General features: G+C 70.6%; 17 protein-coding genes. 9 read left to right on the top strand and 8 right to left on the bottom strand.

The window, feature by feature from the left end:
* Positions 1-3 precede the first annotated feature (3 nt).
* Positions 4-489, top strand: a complete 486-nt coding sequence (locus V4Y04_RS00165) for a nuclear transport factor 2 family protein (RefSeq protein WP_332424846.1) — start codon at positions 4-6, stop codon at positions 487-489.
* A 40-nt stretch (positions 490-529) separates the two neighbouring features.
* A complete protein-coding gene (locus tag V4Y04_RS00160; protein ID WP_332424844.1) occupies positions 530-988 on the top strand; it encodes an SRPBCC family protein in 459 nt (152 codons plus the stop codon).
* Between the two features lie 83 nt (positions 989-1,071).
* Here V4Y04_RS00160 and V4Y04_RS00155 read toward each other — a convergent pair whose 3' ends face one another.
* The gene (locus V4Y04_RS00155) at positions 1,072-1,860 is read right to left on the bottom strand and encodes an enoyl-CoA hydratase (RefSeq protein ID WP_332424842.1); all 789 of its coding nucleotides are present in this window, start codon (positions 1,858-1,860) and stop codon (positions 1,072-1,074) included.
* A gap of 112 nt (positions 1,861-1,972) precedes the next feature.
* Between V4Y04_RS00155 and V4Y04_RS00150 the strand changes: the two genes are divergently transcribed.
* The 5 genes from V4Y04_RS00150 to V4Y04_RS00130 all read left to right on the top strand — a co-directional run bounded on the left by V4Y04_RS00150 (position 1,973) and on the right by V4Y04_RS00130 (position 7,512).
* Positions 1,973-3,208, top strand: a complete 1,236-nt coding sequence (locus tag V4Y04_RS00150) for a cytochrome P450 (RefSeq protein ID WP_332424840.1) — start codon at positions 1,973-1,975, stop codon at positions 3,206-3,208.
* Positions 3,201-4,127 carry an SDR family NAD(P)-dependent oxidoreductase gene (locus tag V4Y04_RS00145; RefSeq protein WP_332424838.1) on the top strand — a complete coding sequence of 309 codons (927 nt, stop codon included), beginning with the start codon at positions 3,201-3,203 and terminating at the stop codon, positions 4,125-4,127. Before V4Y04_RS00150 ends, V4Y04_RS00145 begins: the two co-directional genes overlap by 8 nt.
* Positions 4,128-4,244: 117 nt before the next feature.
* Positions 4,245-4,559, top strand: coding sequence for a hypothetical protein (locus V4Y04_RS00140; protein ID WP_332424836.1), 315 nt, complete (start codon positions 4,245-4,247; stop codon positions 4,557-4,559).
* Positions 4,556-6,418 carry a 2-oxoacid:acceptor oxidoreductase subunit alpha gene (locus V4Y04_RS00135; protein ID WP_332424834.1) on the top strand — a complete coding sequence of 621 codons (1,863 nt, stop codon included), beginning with the start codon at positions 4,556-4,558 and terminating at the stop codon, positions 6,416-6,418. The genes V4Y04_RS00140 and V4Y04_RS00135 overlap by 4 nt, the downstream gene beginning before the upstream one ends.
* Positions 6,415-7,512 carry a 2-oxoacid:ferredoxin oxidoreductase subunit beta gene (locus V4Y04_RS00130; protein ID WP_332424832.1) on the top strand — a complete coding sequence of 366 codons (1,098 nt, stop codon included), beginning with the start codon at positions 6,415-6,417 and terminating at the stop codon, positions 7,510-7,512. The genes V4Y04_RS00135 and V4Y04_RS00130 overlap by 4 nt, the downstream gene beginning before the upstream one ends.
* A 108-nt stretch (positions 7,513-7,620) precedes the next feature.
* On the opposite strand, the gene V4Y04_RS00125 is transcribed toward V4Y04_RS00130, so the two are convergent.
* Positions 7,621-9,072 (bottom strand): MFS transporter, encoded by a 1,452-nt coding sequence (locus V4Y04_RS00125; protein ID WP_332424830.1) that lies wholly within the window; start codon positions 9,070-9,072, stop codon positions 7,621-7,623.
* Between the two features lie 185 nt (positions 9,073-9,257).
* Here V4Y04_RS00125 and V4Y04_RS00120 point away from each other — a divergent pair, with 185 nt between their 5' ends.
* Positions 9,258-10,325 carry a phosphotransferase family protein gene (locus V4Y04_RS00120; RefSeq protein ID WP_332424828.1) on the top strand — a complete coding sequence of 356 codons (1,068 nt, stop codon included), beginning with the start codon at positions 9,258-9,260 and terminating at the stop codon, positions 10,323-10,325.
* Between the two features lie 355 nt (positions 10,326-10,680).
* On the opposite strand, the gene V4Y04_RS00115 is transcribed toward V4Y04_RS00120, so the two are convergent.
* The 3 genes from V4Y04_RS00115 to V4Y04_RS00105 form a co-directional block, all read right to left on the bottom strand.
* Positions 10,681-11,457 (bottom strand): SDR family NAD(P)-dependent oxidoreductase, encoded by a 777-nt coding sequence (locus V4Y04_RS00115; RefSeq protein ID WP_332424826.1) that lies wholly within the window; start codon positions 11,455-11,457, stop codon positions 10,681-10,683.
* Between the two features lie 76 nt (positions 11,458-11,533).
* The gene (locus V4Y04_RS00110; protein WP_332424824.1) at positions 11,534-12,301 is read right to left on the bottom strand and encodes a crotonase/enoyl-CoA hydratase family protein; all 768 of its coding nucleotides are present in this window, start codon (positions 12,299-12,301) and stop codon (positions 11,534-11,536) included.
* Positions 12,302-12,739: 438 nt separating this feature from the next.
* Positions 12,740-13,300: a hypothetical protein gene (locus V4Y04_RS00105; RefSeq protein ID WP_332424822.1), complete on the bottom strand. Its 561-nt coding sequence runs from the start codon at positions 13,298-13,300 to the stop codon at positions 12,740-12,742.
* 128 nt (positions 13,301-13,428) lie between these two features.
* Between V4Y04_RS00105 and V4Y04_RS00100 the strand changes: the two genes are divergently transcribed.
* Positions 13,429-13,746, top strand: a complete 318-nt coding sequence (locus V4Y04_RS00100; RefSeq protein ID WP_332424820.1) for a hypothetical protein — start codon at positions 13,429-13,431, stop codon at positions 13,744-13,746.
* Positions 13,747-13,953: 207 nt separating this feature from the next.
* Here the strand turns inward: V4Y04_RS00100 and V4Y04_RS00095 are convergent, their stop codons facing one another.
* Genes V4Y04_RS00095 through V4Y04_RS00085 form a run of 3 tightly spaced genes read right to left on the bottom strand, consistent with a single transcriptional unit; the run spans position 13,954 to position 16,508 of the window.
* Positions 13,954-14,142: a ferredoxin gene (locus tag V4Y04_RS00095; protein WP_332424818.1), complete on the bottom strand. Its 189-nt coding sequence runs from the start codon at positions 14,140-14,142 to the stop codon at positions 13,954-13,956.
* Positions 14,143-14,148: 6 nt separating this feature from the next.
* Complete coding sequence (locus V4Y04_RS00090) at positions 14,149-15,369, bottom strand: cytochrome P450 (RefSeq protein WP_332424817.1); 1,221 nt, start codon at positions 15,367-15,369, stop codon at positions 14,149-14,151.
* A gap of 26 nt (positions 15,370-15,395) precedes the next feature.
* A complete protein-coding gene (locus tag V4Y04_RS00085; RefSeq protein ID WP_332424816.1) occupies positions 15,396-16,508 on the bottom strand; it encodes an NDMA-dependent alcohol dehydrogenase in 1,113 nt (370 codons plus the stop codon).
* Positions 16,509-16,760: the final 252 nt, after the last annotated feature.

The following is a 16,760-nucleotide window of genomic DNA, read 5'->3' as shown; positions in this document are numbered from 1 at the left end:
CGCATGACGAACCATGAAATGCCGCCGCTGGAACGGCTTCTGGCGATCGAGGAGTGCAGACGGCTGATGGTGGAGTACGGCCGTCGGCTCGACCACGGCCGCGGCGCGTCGGCTGCCGACCTCTTCACCGAGGACGGCGCCTGGCGCTCCCCGGCGATCGACGCCGTCGGGCGGGAGGAACTGCGTGCCTTCTTCGCCCGGCGGGACGCACTGACCGACCGGGTGACCCGCCACGTCGTCACCAACATCGCCGTCGACGTGCTGGACGCCGACCACGCCCGCGGCGTGTCCGTCGCCGTCGAACTCCGGGACGACCAGGGTCCCGACGGCCTCGCGGTCGACACCCGTCCGGCCATCGCCGGCGACTACGAGGACGAGTTCGTACGCGTCGACGGCCGGTGGCTGTTCCGCGAGCGCCGCGTCGTCGTGGCGTTCAAACGTGAGACGGAGGCGTTCATGCGGCCCCTCCCGACCGCAGGACAGCAGTGACACCCCCGCCCGCCCCGACACGGTCCGTACCGGAGGAACCATGAGCCGTGCGTACGTCAGCGACATCCTGCCCGCGCCGGTCGACACCGTCTGGGCGGTACTGGGCCGCTTCGAGGACATCGCGGACTTCGTCGAGAAACTGTCCGAGGGCGGGCTGGAAGGCGAGGGGGGACCGGCCGTCGGTTCCGTACGCCGTCTCGTGCTGCGCGACGGGGGCCGGGTGGTCCGCGAGCGGCTGGTGGCCATGGACGCCGACGACCGGTCGTACTCCTACGGCTTCCCCCCGGGGGAGAACCCGTTCCCGGTGCGCAGCTACCGGGCGACCATCCGGGTCCGCCCGGTGACGCGCACGAACGGGACGTTCGTCGAGTGGTACGGCGACTTCGACTGCGACGCCGGCGTCGAGGCCGAGATGCACGAGGCCTTCGCGAGCCGGTACTCGGCGTTCCTGGGGAACCTCCGCGACCACCTCGGCCTGACGCCGGCAACACAGGAGTAGGGGCTCACCGGCGGACCGTTCCGGAGGACGGCGACGGCACCGTGCGTGCCGCCGCGCCTTTGGAACGGTCCGCCGGACGGCCCTCAGTTCTGGGCCCGCCCCCGCTCGATGAGCGCGTCCGCCCGGGCGGCGACGCCCTCCGGACGGAACATGCGCTCCGCCCAGGCCAGTGAGCGGGAGCTCTCGCGCCGCGCCGCCTCCGCGAGCGTGGAGGCGGCGTTGTCGCGGTAGAGCGCCAGGTACTCGGCGGCGATCTCCGGGTCGAGCTCGGCGATCTGCCGTGCCGCCTCCCGGGCGGTGGCGAGCAGGTCCTCGCCCTCCACCACCCGGTTGACCAGCCCCCAGGTGAGCGCCTCCTCAGCGCCGATCAGACGCCCGGTGAGGCTCATCTCCCGGGCCCGGCGCACGCCGACGGCCTGCGGGAGCAGGTAGGACAGGCCCCAGCCGGGCAGCACGCCGACCCGGGCGTGGGTGTCACCGAAGCGGGCCGCCTCCGAGGCGATGACGAAGTCGCAGTGCAGCACGATCTCCAGACCGCCGGTGACCGCCGGACCGTTCACCGCGGCGATGACCGGTTTGGCCGGACGGTGCCAGGGCGCGTTGTCGCCGGCCGAGGGGCCCGCCGAGCGCATGTTGTCCCCGGTCTCGCCCAGTTCGCGCAGGTCGAGTCCGGCGCAGAAGGCCTGCCCCGCACCGGTCAGCACCACCGCGCGCACCCGCGCGTCGTCGGTGAGCCGGGCCATGGCGGCGCTCAGCTCCCGGATCAGCCGGGAGGTCAGCGCGTTGCGCCGCAGCGGGCGGTTGAGCGTGACCGTGGCGACTGCCCCGTCGTGCTCGACGAGGACACAGGCAGAGGGGTTCGTGGAGGACACACCGGACTCCTAACGGCAATGGGCTTTCGGCCCTCGGAGTGACGGGTGTCACACGGTCACACCAGAGCCAATCACTGTTAGATTAGCGCGGTCCGATCATCGAGGAGGATCCGTGACCGACGACCGCAGGCAGCGACACCTCGTGGACCTCGACAACCGCAGGCCGGAACTGGCCGACGAACTGTTCGGGACACTCGCGGACATGCAGGCACGGTGTCCTGTGGCCTGGAGCGAGGCGTCCGGCGGCTTCTGGGCACTGCTCAAGCACGCCGACATCGTGACCGCCTCGACGGACTGGGAGACGTTCACCGTCACCGAGGGCATCATGATCCCGCCGACCGGCAAGTCCATGCCGGTGATCCCGGCGGAACTCGACCCGCCCCGCCACGGCGCCTTCCGCAAACTGGTCCTTCCGCACTTCACACCCAAGGCGCTCGGCCCCTGGGAGGCCGACATCCGCCGGATCGTCGCGGACGGCTTCGCCCCGCTCGCCGAGCGGGGCCGCGCCGACCTGGTCACCGAGTTCGCCCGCCCCGTGCCGGTCCTGGTGATCTGCCGGATTCTCGGCATCCGGTCGGACTGGGAGCGCGTCCACTCCCTCGGTGAGGAGTTCATGGAGGCGTTCGCCGACACCGGCCACCCCGAACGGGGCAGGGCCGCGGCCCAGCGGCTCGAGGCGTTCCTGGCGGAGGAGATCGCGGCCCGGCGCGGCAGGCCGGCCGAGGACCTGCTCGGGCAACTGGTCAACGCCGAGATCGAGGGCGAGACCGTCTCGGACGTCGAGGCGCTCGGCCTGGTCCAGCTCCTGGTCGTCGCCGGCCACGGCACCACGGTCGACGGCATCGGGACGATGATCTACCGCCTCATCACCGAACCGGGTGTGCGCGACCGGCTGCTCGCCGACCGCTCCCTGGTGCCGAAGATGATCGAGGAGTGCCTGCGGCTGCACCCGCCGGTGTGGAACATGGCCCGCACCGTACGGCGCGAAACCACCCTGGGCGACGCCGAACTGTGCCCCGGCGAGAAGGTGATGCTGGCCTTCGGGGCGGCCAACCACGACCCCGACAAGTTCGACGACCCCTTCGCCTTCGACCTCGACCGCCCCGGCCTGACCCAGCACCTCACCTTCGGCAGCGGCCGGCACCGGTGCCTGGGGGAGGGCCTGGCCCGACTGGAGCTGCGGACGGTCCTGGAGTACCTCCTGGACGAGCTTCCGGCCCTCGAACCCGACGGCCCCGTGGTCTGGGGCGGCCACACCAACTCCCACGGGCTGCGCAGCCTTCCGGTGCGCTTCGCGGCCGGCGCCGAGCCCGCGGCCGTACGGATACAGGAGGACGGCGATGTCTGAGACGGGGGAGCGGCTGACGGGTTTCGGTTTCGCGACCACCACCGACGAGGTCGTCCACGGCGTCGACCTCACCGGCCGCACGGCGATCGTGACCGGTGCCACCTCGGGCCTCGGCGTCGAGACCGCGCGCGCCCTCGCCGTGACGGGGGCCCGGGTCGTCCTCGCCGCCCGCCGCACCGGCGCCGCGGCCCGGATCGCCGCGGAACTGACGGAGCGCACCGGCAACGATCTGATCGAGGCCCGCGAGCTGGACCTCGCCGATCCGCGCTCGGTGCGCCGGTTCACCGACGCGTGGACCGGACCGGTGCACGTGCTCGTCAACAACGCCGGGATCATGGCGCTGCCCGAGCTGGAGCGCACGCCGTACGGCTGGGAGCAGCAGTTCGCCACCAACTTCCTCGGTCACTTCGCGCTGGTGCACGGCCTGGAACGGCCGCTGGCCGAGGCGTCGGGCGCCCGCGTGGTGTGTCTCAGCTCCGCCGCGCACCTGCGCTCGCCGGTCGTCTTCGACGACCTGCACTTCCGCTTCCGCCCCTACGACCCGTGGCTGGCGTACGCGCAGTCGAAGACCGCCGACGTGCTGCTCGCCGTCGGGATCACGCGTCGCTGGGGCGACCGGGGCGTGCGGGCCAACGCCGCTCACCCCGGCATCGTCCACACCGAACTGCAGCGGCACATCCGGTGGGACACGGAGGGGTTGCCCATGAAGTCCGTCGAGCAGGGCGCCGCGACGTCGGTCCTGCTCGCCACCGCGCCCGGACTCGCGCATGCGGGAGCCGGGTACTACCAGGACTGCCGGCCGGCCGCGGTCGTCACGGAACGCCGCCCGGACCACTCGGGGGGAGTGGCCCCCTATGCCCTGGACCCGGCTGCCGCCGAGCGGCTCTGGGAGACCGCGACGGCCGCACTGGCCCCCTGATGTCCGCTGATCACCCGTCCCCATGACGACGGGTGATCCTTTCTCACAATAATCCAACAACGTTTGATACGGTGGGGCGCCCACGCACACGCCCACCCCTCGAGGAGAGGAGCCGCCATGCAGGTGCGCGTCACCGCCGAGGGGATCGACATCCTCGACCCCGCCCTGCTGACCGCGCTGTCGGTCGTCACCGAACTCGATGCCCGTACCGCGGCACGGGCGCTGGCGGCCGACGGCCTGGCCCGCGCCACCGACGAACGGGACCCCGCACACGTGTGGCTCGACGTCGCCGAACTCGGGCGCCGCGCCCACCCGTCCGGCGAAGACCAGTGGCGCACCCGCTACGACGAGATGATCGCGTACGCCGCGGGCAAGGGCTGGGCCGACGACACCCGCTCGGTGGTCCGAGCCCACCTGGAGGCACCCCGATGAGCACACGAGTGACCGAACTGGACCGGGTGGTGATCCGGTTCGCCGGCGACTCCGGCGACGGCATGCAACTGGTGGGGGACCGGTTCACCCAGGACGCGGCCGTCTTCGGCAACGACCTGTCCACGCTGCCGAACTTCCCGGCCGAGATCCGCGCACCGCAGGGCACCATCCCGGGCGTGAGCAGCTTCCAGCTGCACTTCGCCGACCACGACATCCTGACTCCCGGCGACCGGCCCGACGTCCTGGTGGCGATGAACCCGGCGGCGCTCCAGGCCAACGTCGGGGACCTGCGGCCGGGAGCGACGGTGATCGTCGACACGCACGACTTCACGGCACGGAACCTGGCCAAGGCCGGGTACTCCGCCAGTCCGTTGGAGGACGACTCGCTGGCCGACCTCGCCGTCCACGCACTCGACCTGACCGGGATGACCGTGGCTGCGGTCAAGGAGTTCGGGCTCTCCCGCAAGGACGCGGCCCGTGCCAAGAACATGTTCGCGCTGGGCCTGCTGTCCTGGCTGTACGGCCGCGAGGTGGACGGTACGGTCGCCTATCTCGGCAGCAAGTTCGCCAAGAAACCCGCGATCCGCGACGCCAACGTCACCGCGCTGCGCGCGGGCTGGAACTTCGGCGAGACCACCGAGACGTTCGCCGTCTCCTACCGGGTCAAACCCGCTGCCGTGGCCCCCGGCCGCTACCGCAACATCACCGGCAACACCGCTCTGTCCTACGGTTTGGTGGCCGCCGGACGCCTCTCGGGACTCCCGGTTTTCCTCGGGGCCTACCCGATCACGCCGGCCTCCGACATCCTCCACGAACTGAGCAGGCACAAGAACTTCGACGTCACCGCCTTCCAGGCAGAGGACGAGATCGCCGCCATCGGCGCGGCCCTGGGAGCGTCCTACGCCGGCCATCTCGGCGTCACCACGACGTCCGGGCCGGGCGTGGCGCTCAAGGCCGAGACCATCGGCCTCGCGGTGATGCTCGAGGTGCCACTGGTGATCGTCGACGTCCAGCGCGGCGGACCGTCGACCGGCCTGCCGACCAAGACCGAGCAGGCGGACCTGCTGCAGGCGATGTACGGACGCAACGGCGAGGCACCGCTGCCGGTGGTGGCGGCCCAGTCCCCGGCCGACTGCTTCGACGCCGCCGTCGAAGCGGCACGCATCGCCGTCACCCACCGCACCCCCGTGATACTGCTCTCCGACGGCTACCTCGCCAACGGCTCCGAGCCGTGGCGACTCCCCGACGTGGCGTCGATACCCCGCATCGAGCCGTGCTTCGCGACCACACCGGCCGAGGGCCGGCGCTTCCTGCCCTATACCCGCGACCCCGAGACCCTGGCCCGGCCCTGGGCACCGCCCGGCGTCGCCGGCCTGGAGCACCGTATCGGCGGCATCGAGAAGAAGGACGGCACCGGGGACATCTCCTACGACCCCGACAACCACGACCTCATGGTCCGCACCCGGCAGGCCAAGGTCGACGCGGTGGCCCGGTCGATCCCCGCCCTCGCCGTGGACGACCCGGACGGCCGGGCCCGCGTGCTGGTCATCGGCTGGGGCTCGACGTACGGCCCGATCGGCGCCGCCGTACGCCGGGTGCGCCGCCGCGGCCTCGACATCGCCCAGGTGCACCTTCGCCACCTCAACCCGTTCCCGGCGGACCTGGGGGACGTCCTGGCGGCCTACGACCGCGTGGTGTGCCCGGAGATGAACCTGGGCCAGCTCGCCACCCTGCTGCGCGACCGCTATCTGGTCGACGTACACCGCCTCACCACCGTGCGCGGCATGCCGTTCGGCGCAGAGCAGCTCGAGCACGAGCTGCTGTCCCATCTCACCGAGATCTCGCAGGAGGCCTCATGACGGTCACCGACCTCCCTGTCCCCGTGGCCGGGGACGGGCACAGCGGCACGGCACTGGTGCCCGCTGCCGACGGCCCCCAGACCGGCAAGGACTTCACCAGCGACCAGGAGGTCCGCTGGTGCCCCGGCTGCGGCGACTACGTGGTGCTCAAGGCAGTCCAGGATTTCCTGCCCAGTCTGGGCCTGCGCCGCGAGAACATCGTCTTCGTCTCCGGCATCGGCTGCTCCTCGAGGTTCCCCTACTACCTCGACACCTACGGGATGCACTCCATCCACGGCCGCGCTCCCGCCATCGCCACCGGCATCGCCACCGCCCGCGAGGACCTCTCGGTGTGGGTCGTCACCGGCGACGGCGACGCCCTGTCCATCGGCGGCAACCACCTCATCCACGCCCTGCGCCGCAACGTCAACATGACGATCCTGCTGTTCAACAACCGCATCTACGGGCTCACCAAGGGCCAGTACTCGCCCACCAGCGAAACCGGCAAGATCACCAAGTCCACTCCGGCGGGTTCGGTCGACCATCCCTTCAACCCGGTCTCCCTCGCCCTGGGGGCCGAGGGCACCTTCGTGGCGCGCACCGTCGACTCCGACCGCAAACACCTCACCTCGGTGCTGTCGGCCGCGGCCGCCCATCGCGGCACCTCGCTCGTGGAGATCTACCAGAACTGCCCGATCTTCAACGACGGTGCCTACGACGCCCTGAAGGACCGCGACTCCGCCGCCGACGCGATCATCCCGCTCGTCCACGGCGAACCGGTTCGCTTCGGCGTACCCGCCGAGGACGGGCAGGGACGGCTCGGTGTCTTCCGCCGGCCCACCGGCGAGGTGCACGTCGACCACGTCACGCCCGCGAACGCGGGACAGGTCGTGGTCCACGACGCGCACGCCGAGGACCCGACCGTGGCGTTCGCGCTCTCGCGACTGACCGCCACGGGCGAGATGACCCGCGCCCCGATCGGAATCCTCCGTCAGGTGCAGCGCCCGACGTACGACGACCAGGCCCGTGCCCAGGGGAGAGCCGACCGTGAGCAAAGAGGCGACGGCGACCTCCAGGCCCTCATCGAGGGCCCCGACACCTGGGAGGTGCCGTGATCTGTCACCCACTCACCAAGGCGTCCCGGTGACGCCGTAGCGGGCACGCGAGGCCCCCGCGGGCCGACCTGGAGGGTCGGCCCGCGGGGGCCTCGCGTACGCGCCGGATCAGAGGATGCGGCCGGACGGGGCCATGTCCGACCCGGCCGGTGCCGTGTCGCGCGCGGAGCTCTCGATCAGCCGCCCGCGGGGGTCGGGGATGAAGAGGGCCGTGATACTGCCGAGCGCGAGCGCCACGCCCAGCATCGCGAAGCCCAGGGTGTAGGCCGACTCCGGTGGATGTCCTGTCGCCGAGACCCGGGTCGTCACGATGGCGCCCATGACCGCCGCCCCGAGTGAACCGCCGATCGTGCGGATGTTGGCGTTCATCCCGCTTGCCACGCCGGTCTGTTCGGGAGGGACGGCACTGACCACCACGCCCGCGACGGTGGCGAACACGAGCCCGAGGCCGACCCCGAGGAACGTGGCCGCGACGCACGTCTGCCACGGGGTGGCATGGAAGCCGGCCAGACCGAGAAACGACAGGGAGCCCAGGGCGGACCCGGAGACGGTCACCGCCCGGGACCCGAAGCGCCGGACGAGCGGGGAGGTCGCGAAGCCCACGACGAACATGGCCAGGGCGGAAGGGAGCATGAGGCGCCCCGACTCCGAGATCGTGCTCCCGAACCCGTAGCCCGCCTCGGGCGGGGTCTGCATGAGCTGGGGAAGGAACGCGAAACCCGCGAACATCCCGAACCCGAGCAGGGCCGACACGCAGTTGGACGACCACACACCGCGTCGCCGCATCATCGCCATGTCGATCATCGGCACCGGAACGCGTGTCTCGGTCCAGATCCAGCCGGCCCCTGCCAGCACCGAGAGCGCCACCAGCCCGAGGATGCCGGGCGTGACCCAGCCCCGGACGTTGCCCTCACTCAGCGCGACCAGGAGGGCCACGAGTGCCACGGACAGCAGGAGCGCCGGGAACAGGGGCAGACCCCGGGGGCCGCGCACCGGGGAGTCGGGGATCACGACGCGAGCCGCGATCGCCGCGATCGCCGTCGTGATCGTCGGCAGCCAGAACAGCCAGGGATATCCGAGCGCATCGATGACGGGCCCGGCGGCGATGATGCCCGCACCGTAGCCGAGCGCGCCGATGGCGGCGAGCACGCTCACCGCCCGGGAGACCCGCGCCTCGCCGTACAGGTCGCGGATGATCCCGAAGGCCAGCGGCATGACTCCGCCGCCGGCACCCTGGATCACCCGGGCCGCGATGAGCCATCCGACGGACGGTGCGAGCGCCGCGAGTGCGGACCCGACGGTCAGCGCGGCCAGGGTCACCACCAGCATGCGGCGCTTGCCCACCATGTCACCCACGCGTCCGAGCACCGGAGTCAGGATCGAGGCGGAGAGCAGGTAGGCCGTGAGGACCCAGACGACCGTCCGCTGATCGGTGTGGAACGTGTGCTCGATGTGGGTGAGCACGGGGACCAGGAGGGACTGCAGCGACGAGAACGCCGCGGCCGAGAGGGTGAGGACCAGGAACGACATGCGTCGGCGTCCGCGTCCGGTGTCCGTCACGTACTGGCCTCCCCGCCTGGGATGCGCGACCGGACGGTCCGGCCGCCTCATGCTACGCTAAACCAAACATCAATAGGTATAATCGGCCGTCCGTGGAAGGGCCGATCACGTCACACCCGGCCGGCCCTGGCCGCCGCATCTTCCGGGGTGGCCGAGGCCGGCTGCGACCGTCAGGAGGAGCATCCGTGAAGACCGAGCCACCTGCGCAGGCGAGTCGGGCGACGACCGATCTGAGCCGTGACGAACTGGACGCGGTCGCCCGCCACATGGCGGAAGCCGACACGACTCCCACGGGTCCGCTCGAGGCGGTCCTGATCACCGGCGGGCGGTCCAACCTGACGTATGTGCTGAGCGACGGGACGTCACGCTGGGTCCTGCGCATGCCGCCGCGCGCGGGTCGTACGCCCTCCGCACACGACGTGGCACGCGAGTTCCGGGTGACGTCCGGTCTGCGGGGGAGCGGTGTACCCGTCGCGCGGCCGGTCGTCCTCTGCGAGGACGAGTCGGTCCTCGGCGGCGCCTTCACGGTCGTGGACTACGTGGACGGCCGCAGCGTGCAGTCACGCGACGACCTGGCCGCCCTCGACGAACCCCAACTGGCCCATGTCATGTCCTCGTTGACTCAGACCTTGGCGGCGCTGCACCGTGTGGACCATGTGGCTGTCGGACTCGAACGCTTCGGCCGGCCCGACGCGTACGCGCAGCGGCAACTGCGCCGGTGGCGAGGTCAGTGGGAGCTGGTCGCCCCCGAGGACGACGACGTCCGCGCCGGGGCGGCGGAACTCGGGCGGCGACTGGAGGCAGCGGTCCCGGAACAGCGGTTCACCGGGATCGTGCACGGCGACTTCCGCATCGACAACACCATCCTGGGGCACGGCAATCCCCCCGAGGTGACAGCCGTCGTCGACTGGGAGCTGTCGACGATCGGCGACCCCGTGGCGGACGTGGCCATGATGTGCGCCTACCGGGACGAGGCCCTCGACCTCATCCTCGGCGCACCGAGTGCCTGGACGAGCGACCGGCTGCCCGACGCACCCTCACTGGCGGCGTCCTACGAGGCGGCGGGCGGCGTACCGCTCGACCACTGGGACTTCCACCTGGCCCTCGCCTACTACAAGATCGGTACGATCGCGGCCGGCATCGAACACCGGCGCAGGGCCGGCGTCGGATCGGGGCCGGGTTTCGCCACCGCCGGACGCGCGGTGCCCCGCCTGATGGCGGCCGGCCTCGCCGTGGGATCCCTCCGCACCTAGGGCCTCTCGTGTGGATCGGGCCGGGCTCGCGGGGTTCGGTGCCGCACCTCGCCGCGTTGTCGTCGGTCCCCAGGGCTCCTTCCCCGAGCTCTCGGCTTCTCCCCCGGCTACCGATGGGAGGTGCCCCCAGAGCAGGGGCGACCCCATGTGGCTCCCTCTTCCGCCTTGCGATGCCCCCCACTGCCTGAAGGGTGTGGGCGGTGCCCCCCAGCACCGGACCCCGCTCCCCGATCTGGCCCGATCCAAACGAAAGACTCCAGCCCCCGCGAGGTGCTGCGGGCACGAACGCAGCCGGCTCCGGCTGTCCCCCGTCGGACAGCCGGAGCCGGCAGCGTTCGTGCCCTGGGCCGGGGTGTCAGCGAGGTGGCATCCGGATGCCACCGTCCACCCGGACGGTCTCGGCATTGAGGTAGTCGTTCCTGAGGAACTCCATTACCACGGCGGCGAGTTCATCCGGCAGGCCGAGGCGCTTGGGGAAGAGCACGTGCGATCCCAACTGCTCCTTGAAGGCCTCCGCGTCCGGGCCTTCGCCGTAGATGGGCGTGTCGATCAGACCAGGGGCGACGGTGTTCAGGCGGATTCCCGCGGCCGACAGGTCGCGCGCCACCGGGAGCGTCAGGCCGACCACACCTCCCTTCGAGGCGGCATAGGCGGCCTGGCCGATCTGGCCGTCGAAGGCCGCGATACTGGCCATGTTGACGATCGCCCCGCGCTGCCCATTGGCGTCCGGCTCGTTGGTGCTCATGGCGGTGGCCGCCTGGCGCACGACGTCGAACGTGCCGATCAGGTTGATCGCGATGATCCGGGCGAATGCCCCGAGGTCGTGCGCCGATTCGAGGCTGCCGTCGCGGCCGATGGTCCGCTGGGCTCCGCCGACTCCGGCGGAGTTGACCACGGCCCGCAGCGGCGCCATCGAAGTCGCCGCCGCGACAGCGTCGCGGATCTGACCCGTCTCGGTCACGTCCACCGGGGCGAATACGCCTCCGATCTCCGCGGCGAGTTTCCGACCCTTGTCCTCCTGTACGTCGGCGACGACGACATGGGCCCCTTCCGCCGCGAGACGGCGTGCGACCGCGGCGCCGATTCCGGACGCCGCTCCCGTGACCAGAGCGCTGGCTCCCGTGATGTTCACGTTTCTCTCTCTTCCTGACGATGACGGGGAACATGGGGACGGACGTCGGGCCGACTGCGAGCAAGAACGCCGACTTTCACCGGCCACGCCAGACAGGGAGGCGTTTCTCCGCGAAGGCGCGTGCTCCCTCGGCGGCGTCCTCGGAAGCGAAGACCTCGTCGATGAACGGCTGCTGGCGCTTCCAACCCTCCTCCGCTCCCCAGTCCGCGGCGGCGCTCGCGATCTGCTTGGTCCGCAGGACGGCCAAGGGACCGTTCTCGGCGATCTTCTGTGCCAGGGCCAGAGCGCCCTCCCGTGCCCCGCCGGCCCGTGTCACACGGTTGACCAGGCCGATCTTCGCGGCTCGCGGTGCTTCGATCGGTTCACCGGTGAGCAGCATCTCCAGTGCCAGCGCCTGCGGCACCCGGCCCGGCAGGCGCAGTGCGGCGCCGGCGGCCGGGACGAGGCCGCGCTTCACCTCGGGGACGCCGAACCGCGCCGTCTCGCCCGCGACCACCATGTCGCAGGCCAGCACGAGTTCGAGTCCCCCCGCCAGCGCCCAGCCCTCCACGGCGGCCACCAACGGCTTGCGGGGCGGCGTCATCGTGATGCCGCACAGCCCCCGGCCCTCCAGGCTCGGGGACTCACCCCGGAGGAAGGCCTTGAGGTCCATGCCGGCGGAGAAGTTCCCGCCGGCCCCGGTCAGCACGCCGGCCCTCAGGTCCTCGGACGCGTCGAGTTCGTCGGCTGCCGCCGCGATGCCCTCGGCCACGTTCCGGTTCAGTGCGTTCCTGGCGTCCGGCCGGTTGATCGTGATCACCAGTACGGCGCCTGTCCGTTCGGTCAGAACGTCCTTCGAGCTCACATCTCTCCCTTCGGTTCCGCGACAAGCGGATGCGACGACCACACGGCACGCCGACGTCTGCGGCCCACCTAGAGGAGAGGGCGGGAAGGCGTGGCACTCACACTTTACCAAGCATTGATGGATTAAGTCGTCGTCCTCACCCCGGACGCTCCTGTGACAACAACTGCGGCGGCGCCCGCCCCACCGCCGACCGACTGGGTGGGGCGGGCGCCGCCGGGGTTTGGACAACCTCACGAATGCCGAGGGCGACGGGGGCGCCCGCCCCTCCGGGAGGGGCGGGCGGGGTTCCTCACTCCCTCCCGGAGCCGATACCGGGAGCCTTGCGCAGGAGCGAGATCGGATCGTGGTCGTCGACCGCGGTGGCGGTCCTGGCCACCATCTCGAGACTGACCTCGCCGGGTTGCATGTCCGGCTGGAGGGAGCCGTGACCGATGGTGCTCAGCCAGGCGTGGTAGGGCTACAACGTCTGCTGTCGATACGCCGTCCAGGCCTCCTTCGACGTCGGCGGCTCACCCCCGCCGCGTCGAGCCGGTGGAGATAGTGCTCGAGCAGATCACGTTCCCAGGCGCGCCGGGCCTCCACCGTCAACCAGCCGGTGAGCAGACAGGAAACGTCGTACGCCCACGAGCCGCGCAGCACGCACTGCCAGTCGGTGAAGCCCATCTGTTCTTCGTCGGTGACGTAGGTGCTGCCGATGTGCGGGGCGCCGTGCAGCCGCAGTCCGGCTCTCATCGGTTCCAGGTTGTTCACGGTCCGTGCGGCGAGCGCGGACGGGATGACATCGCGTCCGCGCTCCGCGCCGGGCCGGGCGGTGCCCTCCCGGCCGAAGAAGTCACCGGCGCGAGCGACATAGTCGGCGGGCGCGTTGACCAGCGGACGCACCTCGGGCGAGTTCCAGAACAGGCCGTGCCAGGCGGCCATCTGGTCGAGCAGGACGACCATCTCGTCGCGGGTGACGTAGCGGGCCGGCACCAGGAACTCCGCCCCCTTGATGTGCACGAGGTCCTCGAAGGGAGATCGAGCGCCACGACACCGGGTCGAAGGCGCCGTAGTAGCCGAGCGGTGCCTCGATGTCGAGGTCGGGACGGAAGTCGCGGTAGAACGTCGGCTCACCGGAGATGTTGCCGATGAAGCCGAGCATCATCCGCTGCTTGAAACGCTGGGTGGTCTTGCTGAAGAGCGTCGAGGGCAGCCCGGCGTCGTCGCCCGCCCGGTTGTGGCGCACCTCGGTGCGCCAGCGGGTCGAGCTGCCGGCGGATGCCTCCGTGGTCTGCGACCAGATGACTCCGGCGCCGGGTACGTCGCGGCACAGCACGTCGGTCAGCCACGTGTCGGTGACCGCGTCCGGAGTCGCCGGGACGGCCGTGCGGCCGTCGGGGCAGCGCGCGCTCGCGCGCGACCTGAACGGCGAGCCATGCGGTACGCGACGTCCGGTACAGCCGTGAGGTCGGATCGCCGGTGCCGTGGAGCAGGGTGCGGAGGGCGCGCGCGACGGCGGCCAGAGCCTGGACGGCGTTCGTCATCGTCATCGGTCTCCTTCGGAAGCCAGGTCCTGGAGCCGGGTAATGCCATCGACGGCTGGGGAGTTGACGGTGGTGGATGTCGTGGGGGCACGTGGTGTCCCGGCCCGAACCAGGTCGGGCCGGGACGGGTCATGCGAGTTCGAGCGCGGCCTCCGGACAGCTCGTCACGGCCTCGCGGACACCGGCGACGTGTTCGTCACCGACCTCCGCGAGCAGCACGACGACCTTGCCGTCGTCGTCCACGTCGAAGACCTCCGGGGCCAACAGGGCACACCTGCCGTGGCCCTGACATCGTGTCACATCAACGATGACCTTCATGGTCGCTCACCTCACCCGGTCGAACTCGATGTCGACGGTGTGGAGTGCGTTGCTCTGGCCCGGGACCCACTTGATGTCGGCGGCCGGCGCGAGCCTGATGTTCTTGACCCGCTTCAGCAGTTCCTCGAAGGCGATCTCGATCTGCATGCGGGCCATGTTGGAGCCGACGCAGCGGTGGACACCCATGCCGAAGGCGGCGTGGCCGCTGCGCGCCTCGTCGAAGACCAGCTGGTCGGCGTCACGGAACTTGGCTGTGTCCCGGTTGGCGGAGTCGAACCGGACCTGTACCCGCTCGCCCTTCTTGATCAGCACACCGTTGAGCTCGACGTCCCGGGTCGCCACGCGTGCCATCGCGGCGACGGGGGAGTCGAGGCGGAGGAACTCGTCCATGTCCCGGCGCACCCACGCGGGGTCCCGCAGCCGGTCCTCGAGCCCGGGGTGCTGCGTGAGCCGGTAGGCGATGTTGCCGATCGCGGCCCGCGTGGTGTCCAGGCCCCCGAGGACCAGGATGCCCAGGCAACCGATCTGCTCCTCCTGGGTGATGGGCCGGTCGCCGAAGCGGCCGTTGACGAGGCGGGCGAGCACACCGTCGCCGGTGATCCCGCGTTTCTTGGCACGCTCCAGGTACTTGGTACACATGACGAACAGCTGCCCGAACAGCTCTGGTGTGGCTGCCTCGGCGACGGCGAGCGCGAGCTCCTGGGCCGCGTTGAGCTCCTCGTCGGTGAGGTCGTTGAAGATAACTTTTGTCAGCATCCGGCCGACGTAGGGGCCGGCGTACTCGTTGAGGATCTCCGCGGAGCCGCGGTCGATGAACGCGTCGATCAGGTCGACGGCGGTCTGATGCATCGCCTCCTCGTACGGCGCGAGCGCCTTGCGGGAGAAGAGCGGGTTGAGCAGCTGCCGGGCCGCGGTCTGGACGGGCGGGTCGTCGTCGATGGGGCAGAGCGACGGCACGCCGGTCGGCACCAGCGGTGACTCGGTCGAGGAGAACGTCTCCCAGTCCTCCATGACCCGTCGTACGTCGTCGTAGCGGCTGACGATGTAGAAGCCGCCGTTTCCGTCCGTGTGTGCCACCGGGCATCGTCCCCGGGCGTAGTCGAACAGCTCCCACTTCACCCGCTGGTCCTCCCAGCTGAAGAGGTCGAAGTGGCTGAGCTGCTCGGCGAGTTGCTTTTGTCTGTCGTCGAGTTGCTGTTGGTTGTCGCCTTGACGCGTCGTCGTCACGGAGCCTCCTCGGCAGCGGGATCGGTTCAGAACTGGTTGACGATCACGCCGCGGATGTTCTTGCCTGCGAGCATGTCGGCGTAGCCCTCGTTGATCTGGTCGAGGGAGTAGGTGCGGGTGACCAGCTCGTCGAGCTGGAGCTTTCCTGTCCGGTACAGGTCGGCGAGGCGGGGGATGTCGGCGCGCGGGTTGCAGCCGCCGTACACGGTGCCGAGCAGGGACTTCTCGAACAGCGCGAACATCTGCAGGCCCAGAGTCGCCTTGTTGTCGACGTTGCGGGCCATGCCGGTGAGGACCGCGCGACCGCCCTTGGAGACGAGGTCGAGGAACGGCTGGATCATCTCCCCCTCGACCACGCCGATCGTGCACACCCCGACATCGGCCATGACGCCCCGGGTGACGTCCTGCACGATGCCCATCGCCTCCTCCATGGAGGCAGCGGTGTGCGTGGCACCGAGAATCTTCGCCTGGTCGGTTTTGAAGGCCACCGGGTCGACGGCCACGATGTTCTGCGCGCCGGACATCCGGGCGCCCTGGACCGCGTTCGCGCCGATGCCGCCGATCCCCACCACCACGACGGTCTCGCCGGGTTGGACCTTGCCGATGTTGACCGACGATCCCCAGCCGGTCGGCACCCCGCAGCCGAGCAGACAGGCGACCTCGAAGGGGATGTCCTGGTCGATCTTCACGACCGACGTCTCGTGCGCGACGGTGCGCTCGCTGAAGGTGCCCACGAGGGAGAGCGTGCCGACGTCCTTGCCCCGGGCATGCGCGCGGTACCCGCCGCTGATCATCGAGCCTTCCATCAGGAACTGCCCGTAGTCGCACAGGTTCGACCGTCCGCTCGCGCACCAGCGGCACCGTCCGCAGGCGGGCAGGAACGAGAACACCACGTGGTCGCCCACGGCCAGGTGCTCGATGCCGGGACCGACCTGCTCGATCACGCCCGCACCCTCGTGCCCACCGATGGTGGGGAGCGCGGCGTATCCGTCGCCGGCCCGGACATGATCGTCGGAGTGGCACATGCCGGCGGCCTCGATCCGTACGAGGACCTCGTTCTGCTGGGGCGGGTCGAGTTCGATCTCCTCGACGCTCCACGGCTGGCCGGTCTCCCAGAGGATGGCTGCCTTTGACTTCACGGTGTGACCCCTCTCACGCCTTAGGTGGCGGTAATCACACAGTGTTGGGTTCGATGTGTCAAGCCTCCGGTCGAAAACGCTCCGACGTCGGCCGTGCCGGTGCTCATAACCCCTTGGGTGATACCGAAGTGCCCGGCAGGAAGGGCCTCGATGCCGGGCGTCGGTACACTCGCCCGTGTGGCGCCCGGCCGATCGACCCGACGATCCTCCCGAGAAAACGAACACCGTGAGGTGAGAGAGTTGAACGCGCGG

This window comes from Streptomyces sp. P9-A2 (genome assembly GCF_036634175.1).
Taxonomy (GTDB): domain Bacteria; phylum Actinomycetota; class Actinomycetes; order Streptomycetales; family Streptomycetaceae; genus Streptomyces; species Streptomyces pratens.
The sequence above is the reverse complement of the archived record's forward strand: the minus strand, read 5'-3'. Positions and strand labels throughout refer to the sequence as shown.

Excerpts from the sequence above, each read along its gene's own strand:
- V4Y04_RS00100 (WP_332424820.1), top strand. The coding sequence starts at position 13,429 with ATGAAGCCGAGCATCATCCGCTGCTTGAAACGCTGGGTGGTCTTGCTG.
- V4Y04_RS00140 (WP_332424836.1), top strand. The coding sequence starts at position 4,245 with ATGCAGGTGCGCGTCACCGCCGAGGGGATCGACATCCTCGACCCCGCC.
- V4Y04_RS00165 (WP_332424846.1), top strand. The coding sequence starts at position 4 with ATGACGAACCATGAAATGCCGCCGCTGGAACGGCTTCTGGCGATCGAG.
- V4Y04_RS00130 (WP_332424832.1), top strand. The coding sequence starts at position 6,415 with ATGACGGTCACCGACCTCCCTGTCCCCGTGGCCGGGGACGGGCACAGC.
- V4Y04_RS00095 (WP_332424818.1), bottom strand. The coding sequence starts at position 14,142 with ATGAAGGTCATCGTTGATGTGACACGATGTCAGGGCCACGGCAGGTGT.
- V4Y04_RS00145 (WP_332424838.1), top strand. The coding sequence starts at position 3,201 with ATGTCTGAGACGGGGGAGCGGCTGACGGGTTTCGGTTTCGCGACCACC.
- V4Y04_RS00160 (WP_332424844.1), top strand. The coding sequence starts at position 530 with ATGAGCCGTGCGTACGTCAGCGACATCCTGCCCGCGCCGGTCGACACC.
- V4Y04_RS00135 (WP_332424834.1), top strand. The coding sequence starts at position 4,556 with ATGAGCACACGAGTGACCGAACTGGACCGGGTGGTGATCCGGTTCGCC.